The sequence below is a fragment of the Bradyrhizobium sp. AZCC 1693 genome (assembly GCF_036924745.1).
Classification (GTDB): Bacteria; Pseudomonadota; Alphaproteobacteria; order Rhizobiales; family Xanthobacteraceae; genus Bradyrhizobium.
Genome location: NZ_JAZHSD010000001.1, coordinates 6,140,607 through 6,158,308, shown reverse-complemented (window position 1 = coordinate 6,158,308; position 17,702 = coordinate 6,140,607). Strand labels below are relative to the sequence as shown.

12 protein-coding genes are annotated in these 17,702 nt (G+C 65.3%); 6 read left to right on the top strand and 6 right to left on the bottom strand.

Annotation, left to right across the window (positions count from 1 at the left end; genetic code table 11):
- Positions 1–96 precede the first annotated feature (96 nt).
- The 3 genes from V1293_RS29175 to V1293_RS29165 all read left to right on the top strand — a co-directional run bounded on the left by V1293_RS29175 (position 97) and on the right by V1293_RS29165 (position 2,635).
- Positions 97–636, top strand: a complete 540-nt coding sequence (locus V1293_RS29175; RefSeq protein WP_334514336.1) for a GNAT family N-acetyltransferase — start codon at positions 97–99, stop codon at positions 634–636.
- Positions 637–721: 85 nt separating this feature from the next.
- A complete protein-coding gene (locus V1293_RS29170) occupies positions 722–2,104 on the top strand; it encodes an MATE family efflux transporter (RefSeq protein ID WP_334514335.1) in 1,383 nt (460 codons plus the stop codon).
- An 87-nt stretch (positions 2,105–2,191) separates the two neighbouring features.
- Positions 2,192–2,635: a DUF2147 domain-containing protein gene (locus V1293_RS29165; RefSeq protein WP_334514333.1), complete on the top strand. Its 444-nt coding sequence runs from the start codon at positions 2,192–2,194 to the stop codon at positions 2,633–2,635.
- Between the two features lie 99 nt (positions 2,636–2,734).
- Here V1293_RS29165 and V1293_RS29160 read toward each other — a convergent pair whose 3' ends face one another.
- The 4 genes from V1293_RS29160 to V1293_RS29145 form a co-directional block, all read right to left on the bottom strand.
- Positions 2,735–3,889: a DUF3095 domain-containing protein gene (locus V1293_RS29160; protein WP_334514331.1), complete on the bottom strand. Its 1,155-nt coding sequence runs from the start codon at positions 3,887–3,889 to the stop codon at positions 2,735–2,737.
- 84 nt (positions 3,890–3,973) lie between these two features.
- Complete coding sequence (htpG, locus tag V1293_RS29155) at positions 3,974–5,854, bottom strand: molecular chaperone HtpG (protein ID WP_334514328.1); 1,881 nt, start codon at positions 5,852–5,854, stop codon at positions 3,974–3,976.
- A gap of 112 nt (positions 5,855–5,966) precedes the next feature.
- A complete protein-coding gene (locus V1293_RS29150; RefSeq protein WP_334514327.1) occupies positions 5,967–7,979 on the bottom strand; it encodes an HlyD family type I secretion periplasmic adaptor subunit in 2,013 nt (670 codons plus the stop codon).
- Positions 7,976–9,691 carry a type I secretion system permease/ATPase gene (locus V1293_RS29145; protein WP_334516963.1) on the bottom strand — a complete coding sequence of 572 codons (1,716 nt, stop codon included), beginning with the start codon at positions 9,689–9,691 and terminating at the stop codon, positions 7,976–7,978. The genes V1293_RS29150 and V1293_RS29145 overlap by 4 nt, the downstream gene beginning before the upstream one ends.
- Positions 9,692–10,252: 561 nt before the next feature.
- Between V1293_RS29145 and V1293_RS29140 the strand changes: the two genes are divergently transcribed.
- From V1293_RS29140 to V1293_RS29130, 3 genes are all read left to right on the top strand, one after another.
- Entirely contained in the window at positions 10,253–11,800 is a 1,548-nt protein-coding gene (locus V1293_RS29140) for a hypothetical protein (protein ID WP_334514325.1), read from the top strand.
- 261 nt (positions 11,801–12,061) lie between these two features.
- The gene (locus tag V1293_RS29135; protein WP_334514323.1) at positions 12,062–13,945 is read left to right on the top strand and encodes an ethylbenzene dehydrogenase-related protein; all 1,884 of its coding nucleotides are present in this window, start codon (positions 12,062–12,064) and stop codon (positions 13,943–13,945) included.
- Positions 13,946–15,037, top strand: coding sequence for a 2Fe-2S iron-sulfur cluster-binding protein (locus tag V1293_RS29130; RefSeq protein WP_334514322.1), 1,092 nt, complete (start codon positions 13,946–13,948; stop codon positions 15,035–15,037).
- A gap of 138 nt (positions 15,038–15,175) precedes the next feature.
- Here V1293_RS29130 and V1293_RS29125 read toward each other — a convergent pair whose 3' ends face one another.
- Together V1293_RS29125 and ggt are read right to left on the bottom strand one after the other, a co-directional pair.
- Positions 15,176–15,982, bottom strand: a complete 807-nt coding sequence (locus tag V1293_RS29125; protein WP_334514320.1) for an MBL fold metallo-hydrolase — start codon at positions 15,980–15,982, stop codon at positions 15,176–15,178.
- A gap of 70 nt (positions 15,983–16,052) precedes the next feature.
- On the bottom strand, positions 16,053–17,675 hold the full coding sequence (gene ggt, locus V1293_RS29120) for a gamma-glutamyltransferase (RefSeq protein WP_334514318.1): 1,623 nt from the start codon (positions 17,673–17,675) through the stop codon (positions 16,053–16,055).
- Between the last annotated feature and the right edge of the window lie 27 nt (positions 17,676–17,702).

Genomic DNA, 17,702 nt, shown 5'->3' with positions numbered 1-17,702 from the left:
AAACACCGCAATTTGGCAAGAACGGGCAGGCTTCCGGGTATCGCCGCTCCGCGTCCGGCGTATGACAGGACGGCAGCGGCGCAACAGGGTGATGAAATGAGCATCGAGATCGACGTCCTGAACGGGGACGCATCGTGGCCAAGGGCCGAACCGCTGATGCAGGCGGTCTGGCCCGCGCATGTGGTCGAAAAGCTGTCGTGGGGTCACGTCAAATGGGCTCATGCCGATCTGCGCGTGCTGATCGACGCGCCGGAGGACGGGCTTAAACCGGGCCTTGCCTGCCATGTCGGCATCTTCTTCCGCGACGCGACCTGGGACGGGCGCAAGGTTCATATAGGCGGCATTGGCGGCGTTTCGACGTGGCCGGATTGCCGGGGACGCGGCTACGCCACGCTGGCGCTGAACGCCGCCATCAGGACCCTGCGCGATCACGAGGCTGTCAGGTTTGCGATGCTGTTCTGCGAGCCGCACAATGAAGCGTTCTATGAAGCGCGCGGCTGGCGCCGCTTTCAGGGCGAGGTCTATGCCGAACAGCCGCAGGGACGGATTCGTTTCGAGGCCATGGCGCCGTTCGTGTTCGATTTCACCCGCAAGCCGCGCGACGGTGTCATCGACCTATGCGGCCTGCCGTGGTGACCCCTGCACCGGGCGCGGGTGGCTTGCGCGGGGCCAACCGGATAATATGTCATCCATAATCTATTCGATTTGGATGACGTGACGCATGACCATGGATGCCCCGCTCGACATGCGCCCCGCCGCGGTCCCGTCAGCTCCAACTAACGCGCTCCTCACCTCGCCGATTCTGCCGACGCTGTTGAAGCTCGCGCTGCCCAATGCGATCGCCATGGTGGGCACGACGCTGGTTGCGGTGGCCGAGACTTCCTATATCGGCCGGCTCGGCACCGAGCCGCTCGCGGGCATCGCGCTGGTGTTTCCCTTCGTCATGCTGACGCAGATGATGTCGGCGGGCGCGATGGGCGGCGGCGTGTCCTCCGCGATCAGCCGCGCGATCGGCGCGGGGAATCGCGACCGCGCCGCAACGCTGGCGCTGCATGCCGCGATGATCGGCGCCTGCGCCGGGATCTTTTTCACCGTGACGATGCTGATGTTCGGCCGCGCGTTCTACACGCTGCTCGGCGGGCGCGGCGGCGTGCTCGAGCAGGCCATGCAATATTCGCACGTGCTGTTCTCCGGCGCGATCGCGATCTGGCTGGTCAACACGCTGGCCTCGGTGGTGCGCGGCACCGGCGACATGCGGATTCCGTCGGTGACGCTGATCGGCACTGCGCTGGTGCAGATTGCCGTCGGCGGCGCGCTCGGCTTTGGGCTGTTCGGCCTGCCGAAATTCGGCATGAGCGGCGTCGCCGCTGGCCAGCTTGTCGCATTCACGCTCGGTGCGATGTTCCTGGCCTGGTATCTCATCAGCGGCAGCAGCCGTCTGACGCTGAACTTCAAGGGCTTCAAATTCCAGTGCGACATGTTCTCCGACATTCTCAGGGTCGGCGCGGTGGCCTGCCTGTCGCCGCTGCAGACCGTGCTGACGGTGCTGATCTTCACCAAGATCCTGGCCGGCTACGGCACCGAGACCTTGGCCGGCTATGGCATGGGCTCGCGGCTGGAATTTTTGCTGACGCCGATCGCCTTTGCATTTGGTGTCGCCTCGGTGCCGATGGTCGGCATGGCCATGGGCGCGGGGCTCGTGACGCGCGCGCGGCAGGTGGCATGGAGCGCGGGCGCCGCTGCCGGCATCACCGTGGGCGCCATCGGACTGATCGTTGCCGCGATGCCGTCGCTCTGGGTTTCGCTGTTCACCAGCGACCCCGGCGTCACCGCCGCGGCTTCTTCCTATCTGGTCTGGGCAGGCCCGGCGTTCGCCTTTTTCGGGATGGGCGCCTGCCTCTATTTCTCGTCGCAGGGGGCGGCGAAGGTCGGCGGTCCCGTGATGGCCGGCACCACGCGATTGCTGATCGTCGGCGGCGGCGGCGCGTGGCTGGCCTCGATGGGCGCGCCGGCATGGACATTGTTCGCGCTGGTGGGCGCGGCGATGGTCGTTTACGGCCTCGGCACGGCGCTGTCGATCCGCCTCACCTGCTGGGGCAAATAAACGTCCAGGTTGTAAACCGAACTTAATGTGAAGTTGCACAAATCTGATTTGTTGCTATGCAAGCCTGCTTTTTCGAAGGAATGATTCATGGCTTGCAGAACGGCTTTCATCATCGCGATTTCGGCGGCATTGCTGACCGCCCCATCCGTCTTCGCGCAAGGCGCCGCTGATCCGACCGGCGTCTGGCAGACGCAGGCCGGCGACGCGCGGGTAAAGGTCAGCAAATGCGGCGGCGGTATCTGCGGCGTGGTCGTCGGCCTGAAAGAGCCGATCGATCCGGCCACCGGCAAGCCTCAGGTCGATGACAAGAATCCCAATCCGGGCTTAAAGAAGCGGCCGATGATCGGCCTGCCGCTGTTCAGCGGCATGCAGAGCACTGCTCCCAACAAATGGTCGGGCCAGATCTACAATGCCGATGACGGCGGCACCTATGCGAGCAGCGTCTCGGTGGCGGGGTCCGATACGCTGCGCGTCGAAGGCTGCGTCGGCGCGCTGTGCGGCGGGGAGACCTGGACGCGGGTGGGACGGTAGGCAAGTCACACGCGGGCTTGACCCGCGTATCCATCGTTCTTGAGAAAGAGTTTTACGAAGCGAGATGGATTGCCGGGTCAAGCCCGGCAATGACGACGGTTATGCCGCCATCGCCTTTAGCGCGGAGGCCGCCGACGCATATCCGCCGCGGGCGCCGTCGATGAAGTGGACGTGATCGCTGCGCATCACCGACGGCGTGAAGCAGGTCATCATCGCCGCGTCCTGCCGGTGCAGGCCATAGCGCACGATCCGCTCTGAAGCCGCCTTCGCCAGAAGCGCCGCCAGCGCGCGCTCCAGTTCCTCGGTGCAATCGATGATCATGCGCAGGCCGTCGTCATATTTGCGGAAGTCGGAATTCTCCACCACCTGCTGCACGTAATTCTTCGGCACGAAATTGCCGACCTTGATGCCGAACCGCATCACGACATAGGCCCACAGCGTCACCGCAAGTACGACAGTACGCCGCTTCAACAGCGGCCCGCCCCGCGCCGCGCGCGCTTCATACTCCACGCCGGCCGGCGGCCAACGCAGCGGCGGCCCGCCCGGCGGCACCGGCCGCCCGGCATCCGGCGACTGTTCAACCAGCCTGATGATGTCCTCGATCACCTTGCGGAAGGCGCGCGGATCGGCACCCCTGGCCGGCACCACCAGCACCGACAGAATGAGCCCGCGCGTGGAGGGAATTTCCTCGAACCGACAAGAAAGCCCGGACAGATCGGGCTGCGTGCCCGGCGCTGCCGCCGGCACCGCAAACTCGCCGCGCTTCATCGCGGCATCCGCCCACCCCAGACCGCCGCCGGAAAACATCGCGTAGGACAGATTGGCCGACGGGCCGAAGCGGGCCACCCTGATATCGAGGCCCTGCGCGCGGATATCCCTGACCGGCACCAGCGCCACCCGCATCACCAGATCGAGATCTTCGCGGACCCATGCCGCCGTCGCCGCCAGCGCGTCGCGGGCGCGCGCGAGGTCTGAGGGCGACACCGCAAAGCTGGCGCCATCGCCGCCGAACACGAACGGAAATTCGCGTCCGTCAAGCGCGTTGGTGACGGCGGCAATCACGGCCGCGCCGGCCATGTTGACCGCCTTGTAGCGCTGGTTCGCGATCGCCTTGGTCGATTCCACGATGTCGGCGACGCCGACGGTCCAGTCATCAGGCAACGGCGAATACATCGCCGGGTCCATCAGGCTGCCAAAGCCGCGAAAGACCGGGATCGCGCCGTAGAAAATATCGGTACCGTCGGGCGTCGTCATGGCGATCTGGGCTACCCCGGGTTCTCACCTTATCTAGCAGATACGGTCGATTTTGGAATCCGGTTCACGCCGCAGCGGGACGTCCTACCCTTTCGCGATTCCCCGCAACACGAGCTGGTTAAGCCGGTTGGCAAACGCCGCCGGATCTTCCGGCAATTCGCCGTCGAGGATCTGCGCCTGCTCCAGGAGCAGGAACGACAGGTCCTTTGACAGATCCTTGGCCGCATCCTTGTCGCCGGCGATCACAGCGACCAGGGGATGGCGCATGTTGATCTCCAGGATCGGCCTGGTGGTGGGAGCCTTGTTCTGCATCGCCAGCAGGCGTTCGAGCATGCGGTCATGCGCGTCGCCGCCGGCAACCAGACACGACGCGCTCGCGGTCAGCCGCTGCGAGGCGCGCACGTCGGAGACGCGCTCGCCGAGCGCGTCCTTGATCAGCGCAATCGTCGTGGCCTCGTCCGCGCCGGCCTCGTCCTTCTTGTCCTCGGCCTTGTCATCCAGCAGCGGGATCAGGGCGAAATCGATATCGCCCTGACTCAGCGACTTCAGCGGCTTGCCGCCAAAATCGAGCGGCGCCGAGGTCCAGAACGCATCGACCGGATCGGTCAACAGCAGCACCTCGATGCCGCGGGCGGTTGCCGACTCCAGCTTCGGGTTCGCCTTCAACCGTTCGATGCTGTCGCCGGTCAGGTAATAGATGTCGGTCTGGTTCGGCTTGATATCCTCGACATATTGCTTGAGCGCGCGCTTCTCGCCCTTGGTCGTGGTGAAGCGCGACAAGCCCAGCAGTTTCTCGCGGCGCTCAAAATCCTCCCAGATGCCTTCCTTGATCACGGGGCCGAACGCGTCCCAGATTTTGGCGAACGCTTCCGGCTCCTTCTCGCCGAGGTTTTCCAGCTCCGAAATCACGCGGCCGGTGACCGCTTTGCGGATCTGCGTGAGTTGCGGATTGTTCTGCAGCATCTCTCTGGAGATGTTGAGCGGCAGATCCTCGCTGTCGATCACGCCGCGGATGAAGCGCAAATAAGCCGGCAGGACATCGGCGTCGTCGGCGATGAAGACGCGGCGGACATAGAGCTTGACCTTGCCCTTGCGCGCCTGGTCGAACAGGTCGAACGGCTTGGTCGACGGCGCGAACAGCATCACCGCATAGGACTGCCGGCCCTCGGCGCGGTAATGCAGCGTCATCGCCGGCTCGTCGAAGGCGCCGGCGATCTGCTGGTAGGCCTGCTTGTAGTCTTCCGGCGAGAGTTCCGATTTCGGCCGCTGCCATAGCGCGCTGGCCGAATTGATCTGGCGCGGCTCGCCCTCCTCCGGCACCAGTTCGATCGGGAACTGGATGTTGTCGGACCAGGCGCGGACGATGCGCTCGATCTCGTGGGTCTCGAGATATTTCGCCGCATTCTCTTTCAGATGCAAGACGATCTCGGTGCCGCGCGTGACACGGGCGGCGTCTTCCTCGCTAACTTGCGCAATTTCAAACCCGCTGCCGCCCGAGGACGACCAGACAAAGACCTGATCGGAGCCGGCGCGGCGGCTGGTGACCACGATGCGCTCGGCGACCATGAACGCCGCATAGAAGCCGACGCCGAACTGGCCGATCAGATTGGTGCCGTCCTTGGCTTCGGTGAGGCGCGAAAGAAAGGACTTCGTGCCTGATCGCGCGATGGTGCCGAGATTGTCGATCAGCTCCTGCCGGTCCATGCCGATGCCACTGTCGACGACGGAAAGCGTATTGGCCTTCTTGTCCGGCGCGATGCGGATTTTGGGCGGCGCGCCGTCGGCGATCAGTTCGGGCGCCGATATCGCCTCATAGCGCAGCTTGTCGCAGGCGTCGGAAGCGTTCGAGATCAGCTCGCGCAGAAAGATGTCGGTCTCCGAATAGACCGAGTGCACCATCAGGTTCAGAAGCTCGGCAACCTCGGCCTGGAACGGCTGGGATTCGGGGGCGGTGGTGGTGGTCATACGGGGGCTCGCAGGGAACAGGGCCAAAGGAAAGCCCTGATATAGCGATATCATCCGGGGTGGCAAGATTTGCCACGCCCCGTTGAGACGTCAGTGCCTGTTCCCGCTGCCCTTAGCGCTCGACAAAAGCGCGCTGGAATTGATCCAGGATCGGCTTGAACAGATAGCTCAGCATGGTCCGGCTGCCGGTCTGCATGAACACTTCCGCGGGCATGCCCGAGGAGAGCTGCAGCCCGGCCAGCCGCCGGCGCTCTTCTTCCGGCAGCATGATGCGGACCGTGAAATAGGACATGCTGGTCTGCTGGTCGCGGGTGGTGTCGGGCGAGACATACGACACCTGACCGATCAACTGCGGGGTTACCCGCTGGTTGAAGGCCGAGAAGCGGACAAAAGCCTGCTGGCCTTTGCGTACCTGGTCGATGTCATTCGGCTGCAACCGCGCCTCGATCTGCAGATCATCGGAATCCGGCACCACCTCCATGACGGCGTCGCCGGCGCGAATCACGCCGCCGATGGTGTGCGCGTTCAATTGATGGATCACGCCCGAGGTCGGCGCGCGCATCTCGATGCGTTCGAGGACGTCGCGCGCCGCGACGCTTCGTTCGCTGAGTTCGGCTTCCTTGCCCTGCGCCTCGCCGAGATCCTTGACGACCTCGGTGCGGACATCCTGGTCGAGCCTGACTGTCTGAAGCTTCGCCTCGTCGACCTTGGTTTTGGTCTCGGCGATGGTGGAGATCAACTGGCCGCGTTCGCCTTCGATCCTGGCGCTCTCACGCTGCAGGGCCGTGAGCCGCGCCAGCGGCACCAAACGCTTGTCGAACAGCTCCTGCACGCCCGTGAGCTCGCCCGTGATCAGCTCCAGTTGCTTGGCCTTGGACGCGACCTGCGCCTCGAGGCCCACGATCTCCTCACCGAGCTGCGATACCTTGCTCTTGAGCAGCTCCTTCTGACTGTCGCGTGCCGTCACCCGCGCCCTGAACAGCGAGGCTTCGGAGGCGAGCAGCGTCTTGACGTTGGGATCGTCCAGCCGGGACGACATTTCCGGCGGGATCGCCGGCCGGGGCAGAGCGTCGCGCTCGGCGACCAGCCGCGCGATCTTCGCCCGCACTTCGTCGAGTTGCTTGCTGACCACCTGAAGGCTGGCCTGCGCCTGCGTCGCGTCCAGCCGCAGCAGCAGATCGCCGGCGTTGACCCGCATGCCGTTATGGACCGGGATCTGCGCGACCACGCCGCCGGTCGGATGCTGGATGGTCTTGACGTTGGATTGCACCACCAGATTGCCCGGCACCACGACGGCGCCCGACAACGGCACCAGCGCCATCCAGCCACCGGCCAACCCGCCGACGACGAGCAGCGCCCGCAAGCCCGTGCGCAATTCGCCCTCAAAGGCGCGCGCCGCCCGCAGCACGATGCTTTCGCCGGGCGCGCCCGCCATATCCGTCGATCCATCGCGATTGGCAAGGAATGCCACCCCCGCGGTGAGGCCATTGCGGACTACCCCCGTCACGGAACGATCGCGCGGCACCGGGCCCGCCGGGCTTGGCGGCGCCAGTTGGGGAGCCTCGACGCGCGGCGGCAGCCGTGTGTCGTCGATCGACAAAACTTCCGGCCGCGACCTCGGCATGTTCATGAGCGACGGATCGTCGGGCGCGATGATCGGACCGCGCGCCTGCCGTTCATTCCGCCAGAAATTGCCTGAGGGAGCATTGTTTGCCGAAGCATTGCCGGCCGGGCCGCGCATGCCGCTCGCCGGCGGCGGGGTCATGAACTGCGGCTCACGCGCGCTGCGTCGGCCGCGCGGCGCCGGAGGCTCGGGATCGAAAACCTCGGACTGGGATCCGAAGGGACCGAGCCAATCCAGCACCCGTCCCATCTTGCCCTTTTTCTTCGACCGCTTCGGCCGGGCCTGACGCGAACGCCGCCCGCCCGGACCTGGTTCGTCATTCGCCGGGCGGCGAAGCGGCGACCGCTGATCCTGCCGGTTGTCGTGCTCGAAAGCCTGCCGCAATCGCTGCAGTTCGAGGATCAGCGCCTGGCCTTGCGGCGCCGCAACGTCCTCATCCGTCCCGCCCATCCGGTGGCGCGCACCTCTTTCATCGGCATGCACGTGATCAAAACTCTTCATGATGAAACACTCTCGGCAAGTGATGCCCGCTGTTCTGCCTTGGCCTGCGGCGGAGACTGCGGCGATCCCGGCGGTCCCTTGCCGCCGGCGTTGCGGACGCGCGCGAACACTTCTGCGCTCGGGCCGAACGCGATCGCCTTGCCTTCGTAGAGCACCATCGTCATATCCAGCGCGGAGAGCGCGCTCGGGCGGTGCGAGATGACGACGACGATGGATTTGTTCTGGCGCATGATCCCGATGGCGCGGGTCAAGGCGTTCTCACCGTCGGCATCCAGATTGGCGTTGGGCTCATCGAGCACGAGCAGGAAGGGGTCGCCGAACACCGCCCGCGCCAGCCCTACCCGCTGCTTCTGGCCGGCCGACAGCGACATGCCACCCTGCCCTATTCGCGTCGCATAGCCCTCCGGCAGGCGCAGGATGATGTCGTGGACACCTGCGATCTGCGCGGCCTTCAGGATGGCATCCGAGCTCGCATGTTCGTCGAAGCGGCAGATGTTCTCCGCCACGGTGCCGTCGAACAGGCCGACGTCCTGCGGGAGATAGCCGATGTGCCGGCCGAGATCCTCGTTGCGCCATTGATCGAGCGACGCGCCGTCGAGCCGCACGGCGCCGCGATGCGCCGGCCAGATTCCAACCAGCGCCTTGGAGAGCGAGGTCTTGCCCGACGCGCTCGCGCCCAATAGCGCCAGCCCCGAGCCGGCCTTGAGCGAAAACGTGACACCGGACACGATCGGCATGTCGAAGCCGGGTGCTGCCACCGCGAGATTCTGCACCGACAATTCGCGGCAGGGGCGCGGCAGCATCACCGGCGGCGTCGGAGGCTGTGCGGTCGCCTTTAAGATGTCGCGCAGGCGCGCGAGGCCCTGGCGGGCGGCGGCCAGTTGCTTCCAGGTGCCGAGCGCGATTTCGACGGGCGCGAGCGCGCGCCCCATCAGGATCGAGGACGCGATCATGATGCCGCCCGACGCCTTGTCGGCGACGACGAGATAGGCGCCCATCCCCAGCATTCCCGATTGCAGGATGTAGCGCAGCACCTTCGCGCTCGAGCCAAGATTGGCATAGACGTCGGTCGCGCGGATGTTTTCCTGCAGATACCGCTCGTTGGCCTGCGACCAGCGCGCCGTCAGCCGATCCGTCATGCCGAGCGCCCGAACGATTTCCGCGTTGCGCTGCGTCGCATCCGCCAGCACCTGGCGCTGCGCGTTCAGGTCCATCGCCGCCTTGGTCGCGCCGCGCGAGATCCGCTCGGTCACCAATGTCATGGCAACGATCGCCGCGGTGCCAAGCAGCGCCGTGAAGCCGATCAGCGGGTGAAACAGAAACAGCCCGATCAGAAAGACCGGGATCCACGGCATGTCCAGGAACGCCGTCGGCCCCATGCCCGACATGAAGGTGCGCACCTGGTCGAGATCGCGCAGCGGCTGCTGCATCAGGACCGGCTTCACCCCGCGCAGCGGCAAGGTGGCGAGCGCCGAATGGATCGATCCTTGCAGCGCGCCGTCGAACAGCGTGGCGATCCGGCAAAGCATGCGCGACCGCATCGCATCGAAATATCCCTGCACCAGGTAGGCGATCAGCACCATCAAGGACAGGCCGAACAGGGTCGCGAGGTTGCGGCTCGGAATCACCCGGTCGTACACCTGCAACATATAGAGGGAGCCCGACAGCATCAGGATGTTGATGACGCCGCTGAAGACAGCAACGCCGATCATGCGGCGCGCGCTCGCGCGCATCGCGCTCGCGACGGGATCATCGGCAGCCAGCGTCGACAACAGGCCGGAAATCGCGCGGGGCGTCGGTGCTGCCCGCGCTCGGCCTTGTGCCTGCCCCTGAGCGATACTCATTGAACTGCCCTTCGACCCGTCGACCGGGTCTCCCTGCAAGTCTCCTTGACGCGCGATGCAGACCATTTTTCGGCAACAATGCGACGAATGCCGATTGTTCAAGTTCGCTCAAGGGTAGAACGGTGGCAAAGGCCGTTTTGTCGCCGGTGCGATCAGCAGAATTCCGGCACCCAGGACCCGGCGTCCCGGATTCGCGCGACTGGCGCCGACAGCGGCTGCGATATCCTTCTTTCGAGCGCGTCTAATCCGCCGTTTTTCGGTGCGGCGCGCGTCATGGATTCGTCGGTCTATAACCTTGCTTCGGCGCTCAATGGTCGCGGTGTCGGCCGAATGACGCCACGAAGCTAACTGATCCTTCATCGTGCGCCCATCCTGCTTCCCGGCGGATGCGTGCGAGCACTCGTCATGAAGGGTAACAGGGGACGAATAATGGCTCGCTTCACTCACCGCCACGTCGATCTCGATCCGCCGATCGACGAGGCCCCGAGCCCGCCGGTCGCCCCCGCTCCTCCATCCACGACGCCGCCGGAGGAAACACCTCCGCCCACCGAGACGCCCTCGGCCTCACCGTCCATCGTGCCGAGCTCCTCCGGCCTCGGCGCTATCCTCAACAATGCCATCCCGGCGCCGGTGGTCAGCCCGGGGCAAAACCCGGTCGAGGAAAGCGGCCAAGGGCTTGGCAGCATCAACCACAATGCGAACGATCTCACCATGGTGCACAACGGCCTGCTGGCGCAGGTCAATGCCGGACAGTTTTCCGGGGCCGCACTCGGCCACGTGCAGGCGATCCTGTCCGAAATCAACACCGCGATTTCGGTGGCCAACGCCTCGGCGAACGGCGGCGGCGCGGTCGGCGGCATGGCTGCCGCAGAACAGGCGCTCCGCGCCAGCCATCTCGATATCATCAATACCGTCAAGACCGATCCCGCGCTAAGCAGCCTCGCGGCTAACGGGCCTGCGACGGTGCCCGGCACCCTGCCAGAGGGGACCACGGCGGCCAACGCGCCGCACGCCAATCTCGCGGAGATCGGTGCGATCTTCAATGACGCGGCCGATAAGATCCTCGGCGGCGTCAATGACGGCAACCGGCAGGAGATCACCGACGACATCAATGCCGTGATCACGGACATGGAGGCGTTGATGAACGCCAACCCGCAACCGTTCGAGGGCTTGACCGGCGTCCATGCCGACGCGGTCGTACGCCAGCTCCAGCTCGAACTCACCTATATCAACGACCCCAGCATCAGCCCCGATGCGGGACACGCCAGCACCGACAACATCCTCGACATCATCGATATCATCCAGGGCGACGCCAATCTGGCTGATATGGCGACGCAAGGCGGCATCAGCGGCTTCTCGCCGTTTCCGGATGCCGAAAATCCGACGCCGATACACCTCGACAACGGAGCACAGACGGTCTTCCTGGCCAATTTCATCGCCTATTCAAATTCGTATGGACAACAGGCCATCGACCTCGTGGGCAGCGGTGACACCAAGGCCATTGCCACGCTGATCGACAACCTCAAGGCATTCGAGAAGTATGTCACCGACTTCGGCGCGGCCGAGGGCGGCAACGAACTGCTCGGCGCGACCGGCACGCTCGGCGCTGAGATCGCCGCGATGATCAAGGGATTGCAGACCGGCGACGCGACCCTGGTCACAGCGGCGGCGGACCAGATGCACGGAAACGCGGCCGATGCCGGCGACCACAATGTCCCCGCTACCGGAGGCACCTACAACACGGACGGCGTGACGGTCGCCGGGGTACTGGGGACACCGGTCGCGGAGACGCCGCCCGCCCCCGAAACCCCGGCCGCCACCGTCGCGGCGGCTGACCCGGCCGCGCCACACGCCGTGGCCCCGACCGCCAGCGTCGAGCCGATGACGATTGCGACCACCGACATCCCCGCCGGGGTCGCGGACCACGACCATTCGCCGGCGCCCGAATTGCAACATTTGCATCACATGTGGGGATAGCGGCGCGCGGCGCGACCTCCAGCGTCCCCGATGCTCCGGGGATGCTGGAGGCCGATACATCAAGCAAGAAACGCGTTCGCCGATCCGGCTCACGCAGCGGGTGCAGAGAAGAGGTTATCGCCGGCCTGCGCCGCAAAGGACGATCTTTAGACGATGGCCCCAACGACGGCTCTGGGGACCATCATTAGTACGGCAGCGACATCGGCGGTTGGTGGAATCGGCGCGGTTGCTGTTCGGTAAGTGAAGTAGCGGGGCGTATGCGTGAGGCAGCGTAAGACGGACTATGGGACCATCATTCTACATTGGACGTTCGTCGCGGCATTCGCTGTTGCGCTCGTCACGGGTTTGCGCATCGCGACCGAAACGCCCGACCGGACCTGGATCAACTGGTTCGATGCCGTGCTGCCGCGTGACAGCGTTTGGCTCGCCCATATGCAAGCCGCGATCGTCCTGGTCGCGGTGGCGATCGGCTACGTCGTCTATATGCTCCGCTCCGGCCTCGGTCGCCGCGTCCAGCTCGACAAGGTTCGGCTGCGCGGACTGTTCGGCCGCGGGCAGGCAAGGTTGAGCGCCGTGATCGCCCTGATGTACTGGATTTTCTTTGTCACGATGTCGGGGCTGTTGATCAGCGGCGGGCTGCTCTATTTCGGTTTCTATTCCGGTTACGACGTGGCGATGCTGCACTGGGTGGGGACCTGGGTGATCCTCGCCTTTGTCGTCCTGCATGTCCTGACCCAGTTCAAGAGCGGCGGCGCTTCGCAATTGCTGCGCATCTTTCGTCCCGCCCCGCTGCCTGCGCCGCCGCCGCGGCTCGATGCCATCGAACTGCTGGGCATGCTTGCCGAGCAGTCGGTGCGCTTGCCGGAGACCGAAAATGTCGAGGCACCGCCGGAGGTCTCATCCCATCCGCTGCAGCCGCGCAACGAGGCGCGCCACGACCGAACGCACGAGCCGGATCCGGCACCGCGACCCAAGACCGGACCTGCGCGATCGCGAAACCCGACCCTGCAGGCCAATGCGTTCGTCGTGGCAGCCGCCGCGGCGATCACCGGCGCTTCGATGATCGTGGCAACCGATCGGCTGGCGGTCGACAGCGTTCAGATTCGCCGCATCAATCCCGCCGACGCACCGATCCTCGACGGCGACACTTCCGATCGGGCATGGCGCGGCGTCAAGCCGTTCTCGCTTTTGACCGGAGAAGGCGGAAATTTCGACGGCAAGGGAGAAGCCAGAATCGAGATCCGCGCGGTGCACGACGGCACCTATGCGTATTTCCTCTTCACCTGGGAAGACTCGACGCGCTCGCTGAAGCACCTGCCGCTCGTCAAGGAATCCGACGGATGGCACCTGCTTCATTCCGGCTTTCAGCTCGGCGACGAGCATCAATACAACGAAGACAAGTTTTCGGTGCTGCTGACCACGTCGGACGTCACGCTGGCCGGCGGCCGGACCTTTCATCCAGGGCCGCAGCCGGTCGCCGGCGCGCCGGCCACCATGAGCGGCCGCGGACTGCACTACACGGCAACAGGCTACGCCGACGTCTGGCAGTGGAAGGCGACCAGCGGCGCGACCGGATGGATGGACGACGCCCATTTCGGGCCGCCGCTCGATCCGACCCCGATGCAGGCGGCCAACGTCGTTCCGTACAAGGGCGGCTTCGCGCCCGACCCGGGAACGGCGAACTACCGGGACAATTTCACGGTCGAGGCCGACACGTCAGGCGGTCCGCGCCGCAGCCGCCTGGTCGCCCCGCTGCGCCTGCCCAAAGCCGTCGCCGCCACGACGGACGCGCTGGGCGATATCGACCTCGATCCCAACCACGGCGAGAGCGACGGCGCGCGTTGGTTCATGACCGAGAAGGATTCAGTGCCCTATTCGACCGATGTCGATGGCCGCATCCCGACCGGGACCGTGATCCCGGGCGTCATCGTGGGCGGCGAATTTTCAGGCGATCGCGCCGACGTTCGAAGTGCGGCCCGCTGGGCCTCCGGCCTTTGGGCGCTCGAGGTGAAACGCCGGCTCGACACCACAAGCCAGTTTGACGTGCCGATCAGAAGCGGCGTCTTCATGCGGGTCGCCGCTTTCGACCACAGCCAGATCAGACATACACGGCACGTTCGGCCGATTCGTATCGAGGTGGAATAAATGTCAAAGATTTGCAAAGTCACGATCAACGACGAGCCGTTTCTGGCGAATCGCGGCGAGCTTCTGCTCGATTGGGCGTTGATGAACGGTGTCGATCTTCCGCACGACTGCCGCTCCGGAATCTGCGGCGCCTGCCGCGTGCGCCTGGTCGACGGCACGGTGTTCGGCGGCCATAGCCGGGGCGACGACATGATCCATGCCTGCCAGGCCCGGATCGTCTCCGACCTCGAGATCGCGATCGAGGCCGCGCCTGAGCCGGTGGCGCTGTCGGCGGAAGTGGCGCAGACCGTTCAGCTCGCGCCCGACGTGGTGGGCGTCGACATCGAGTTGCCGAAGCCGCTCAACTACCTTCCCGGCCAGTATTGCAAGCTGCAGTTTCAGGGATTTCCGGCAAGGTCCTACAGTCCGACCTTTCCGCTGGAAGGCGCTCCGCACGATCGCCTGCTGCACTTTCACATCCGGATGGTCACGGACGGACTGGTTTCCTCGGCGTTCGGCCGCGAAATCCGCCCCGGGCACCGCGTCAAGCTGATGGGACCGTATGGCCGCGCCTTTTTCAGGCAAGGCCATGCCGGCCGTATCGTTCTCGTCGCCAGCGGCACCGGTTTCGCCCCGATGTGGTCGGTCGCGGTCGCCGCGATCATGGAGCAGCCGCAGCGCGAAATGGTCTTCATCGTGCAGGCCCGCAGCATCCGCTCGCTCTACATGCATGCCGCGCTATGCCGGCTGGCGCTGTTTCCCAATGTCAGGCTGATCCCGATGGTGTCGGAGCCGCAGCAAATCTCGCACGCGATTCAGAGCGGCCGGCCGACCGACCATCTGCCAAAGCTGTCGCCGGACGATGTGGTCTATACCGCGGGCGCGCCGGCGATGACCGATGCGGTGGCGCGGATCGCAAAGGCCGCGGGCGCAAGGTGCTACACCGACCCCTTCGTGCAGGAGCCGCGGACCGCCGAACAACAGTCAGGGTTGATGTCGCGCCTCACCGGCTGGCTGAATGAGCCCAAAAGCGGAACTATCCCGCCGCAACCGGCGCGAAAGGCGGCGCCGATGCCGCGAGGCGTAGCCGCGGTAGGCGCCGGCAATCGCTAGCGGGCAATGGTCACGCAGCGGGAGCCAGCAGCAGGCCAAAGGCGGCAATGGCATCGTGCTTCCCCCGTTTCCTGTTGGCATTCAGCCTGCCAACAATGCACCGGAGGGAGAAGCCAACGGCTTGGATTGACCAGCCGTTCAGTCGGAGATCGCCGCGATATACCGCCGGACGGACATGTCGAACGTCGCCTTGGCATTGTCGGCGATGTTGCGGCCCCACCACGCGCCATAGATGCGATCGAACGCCAGCGGTTCGACCGCAGCCCAGATCCGGCGCACCGCCGGCGCATTGAGCGGAATGTAGTTCGGAAAACTGTACATGAAGCTGAGCGAGCGGCGGTCCATCGCCACCATCGCGACATCGCCGGTGAGCAGCGCGCCCCGCCCTTGCGCGCCCGCGCGCCAGTGCAGGATCGTGCCGCCGGCAAAATGTCCGCCGGTCCGGATCAGAAGGATATCGTCCGATATCCGGTGACTGTCGCCGGTCCATGGCACGATGGCCCGATGCGGCCGCGTGACGAAGGCGCGATCGTCGCCATGCAGATAGACGGGTACGCCGCCGAACGCTTCGCTCCAGTCGGCGACCGCGCCATAGTAATGCGGATGCGAGACCGCGATCGCCTTCAGGCCACCGAGCGAGCGGACGTAGTCGATGGCTTCGCGGGTGGCCAGCGGCACGCAATCCCACATCACGCAGCCATCGGCCTCGGGCACCAGCAGCGCGCGCTGCCCGATCGCGAAACCCGGCTGCATGCTGATGCCGGGAATGTCGAGGTCGTCACGCCAGACGAGCTTGTAACGTTTCGTCAGCTCCTCGCGCGTGAGCCAGGTTTGCCCCTTCCAGTTCACATATTGCCGCTCGTCTTCGCAGACCGGGCAGGCCTGCGGCGGCTCGGCGCTTTCGGGAAACTGGGCGCCGCATTGTTCGCAGGTCCATAGCGGCATCGGCGTGCTCCTGTCGGGAGGAGTGGTAGCGCAAAATGAGAGGGCGCGCCAATGCGGGAACGGCGAGCTGCTAAAACCCGATCGCCGCCCCATCGCTGCGCGGGTCGGAACCGCCGCTTAACATGCCGTTCCGCCGATCGATCGTAATCCCATGCGCGTGACCAGCCATTTCGTTCCAGGCGTCCCAGCGGTTGATCGCATGGCCGCGTAGCGCGAGCGCGTCGATCGTGCCTTCGGGAAAGCGGCTCTCGATGTGCAGCGTGTCGCGGGCCTCGCCGAGGGCGAAGCGGCCGGACAGGAACCGTGGCATTTCGATCGCCTCCTGGATATCGAGACCGAAATCGACCATGGCGGAATAGAGCTGGAGCTGGATTTGCGGCTGGCCGTCCGCGCCCATGCAACCCAGCACGCTCCACAGCTTGCCGTCCCGCTTGGCGATGGAGGCGATCAGGGTGTGCAATGGGACCTTGCCGGGTTCGAGGCGATTGGGGTGATCCGGGTCGAGCGAGAAATAGGCGCCGCGGTTCTGCAAGATCACCCCCGTGTTTCCCGCAACCACGCAGGAGCCGAACGCGCCATACAGGCTCTGGATCAGCGACGCGGCATTGCCGTCACGGTCCACCGCCGCGACATAGACGGTATCGCCTGCGAGACTGCCGAATGACGGCACGGTATCCCACTTCAGCACGGACTGCAGATCGATCAGCCGGCCCCGCTCGCTTGCATATGGCTTCGATATCAGCCGCTCGACCGGCACGTCGGCAAACGAGGGATCGGCGAGCAGCTGATCGCGATCGTGGTAGGCGACCTGCTTGGCCTGTACCAGGAGATGGACATGGTCGGGCCCGAGGAAATCCATTCGGTGCAGTTCGTGAGGCTCGACAAGGTTGAGCATTTCCAGCACGGTAAAGCCCTGCGTCGGCGGGGCCGTGTTGAAGACCGTAACGTCGCGGTAACGGCCAACAACGGGCTCACCCCAGACGGCCTTTTGCCTGCCCAAATCGGCAAGGCGAAACAGGCCGCCCGCCGCTTCCGAGAAGCGCGCCATCTCGGCGGCGACCGGCCCTTCATAAAATCCAGACCACCCGTCATCCGCAATCGATTGGAGCGTCCGGACAAGGTTTGCGTTGGCAAGCTTCGTGCCCGGCTGCGCCGCTGCCCCATCGGGAAAGAAAAGCCCTGCGGCCTCTTGATCCCGCACCAGATCATCGCGCGCCATCTCGATGAAGCTGGCAAGGCGGCCGGTGACCGGAAATCCGTCGCGCGCATACCCGATGGCGCTTTCCAGCACGCGACGGAGATGCAGCCGCCCATATTTGTCGTGCGCTTCGATCCAGCTCGCCACCGCGCCCGGCACTGTCAATGTCGCCGGCACTATGCCGCGAAGCGGGATTTCGTTCAGTCCCTTCTTCTCAAAGGACGACAGCGTGGCACCGGCCGCAGCCTTGCCGCCGCCATTGAGGTAACGAACCTCGCCACTGGCGCCATCGTGAATGAGCCAGAAGGCATCGCCGCCGAGACCGGTCATGTGCGGATAGACAACCGACAGCACCGCGCTGGTCGCAATCGCCGCATCGACGGCGGAGCCGCCGGCCCGAAGCACATCCACGCCGGCCGCGGAGGCGAGCGAATGCGGCGACGTCACCATGCCGTTTGGCGCAAGCGTAACCGGCCGCCCGGTGCGAATGTCCAAGTCAAGCTCCCAGGTTTGGCAAGCAGC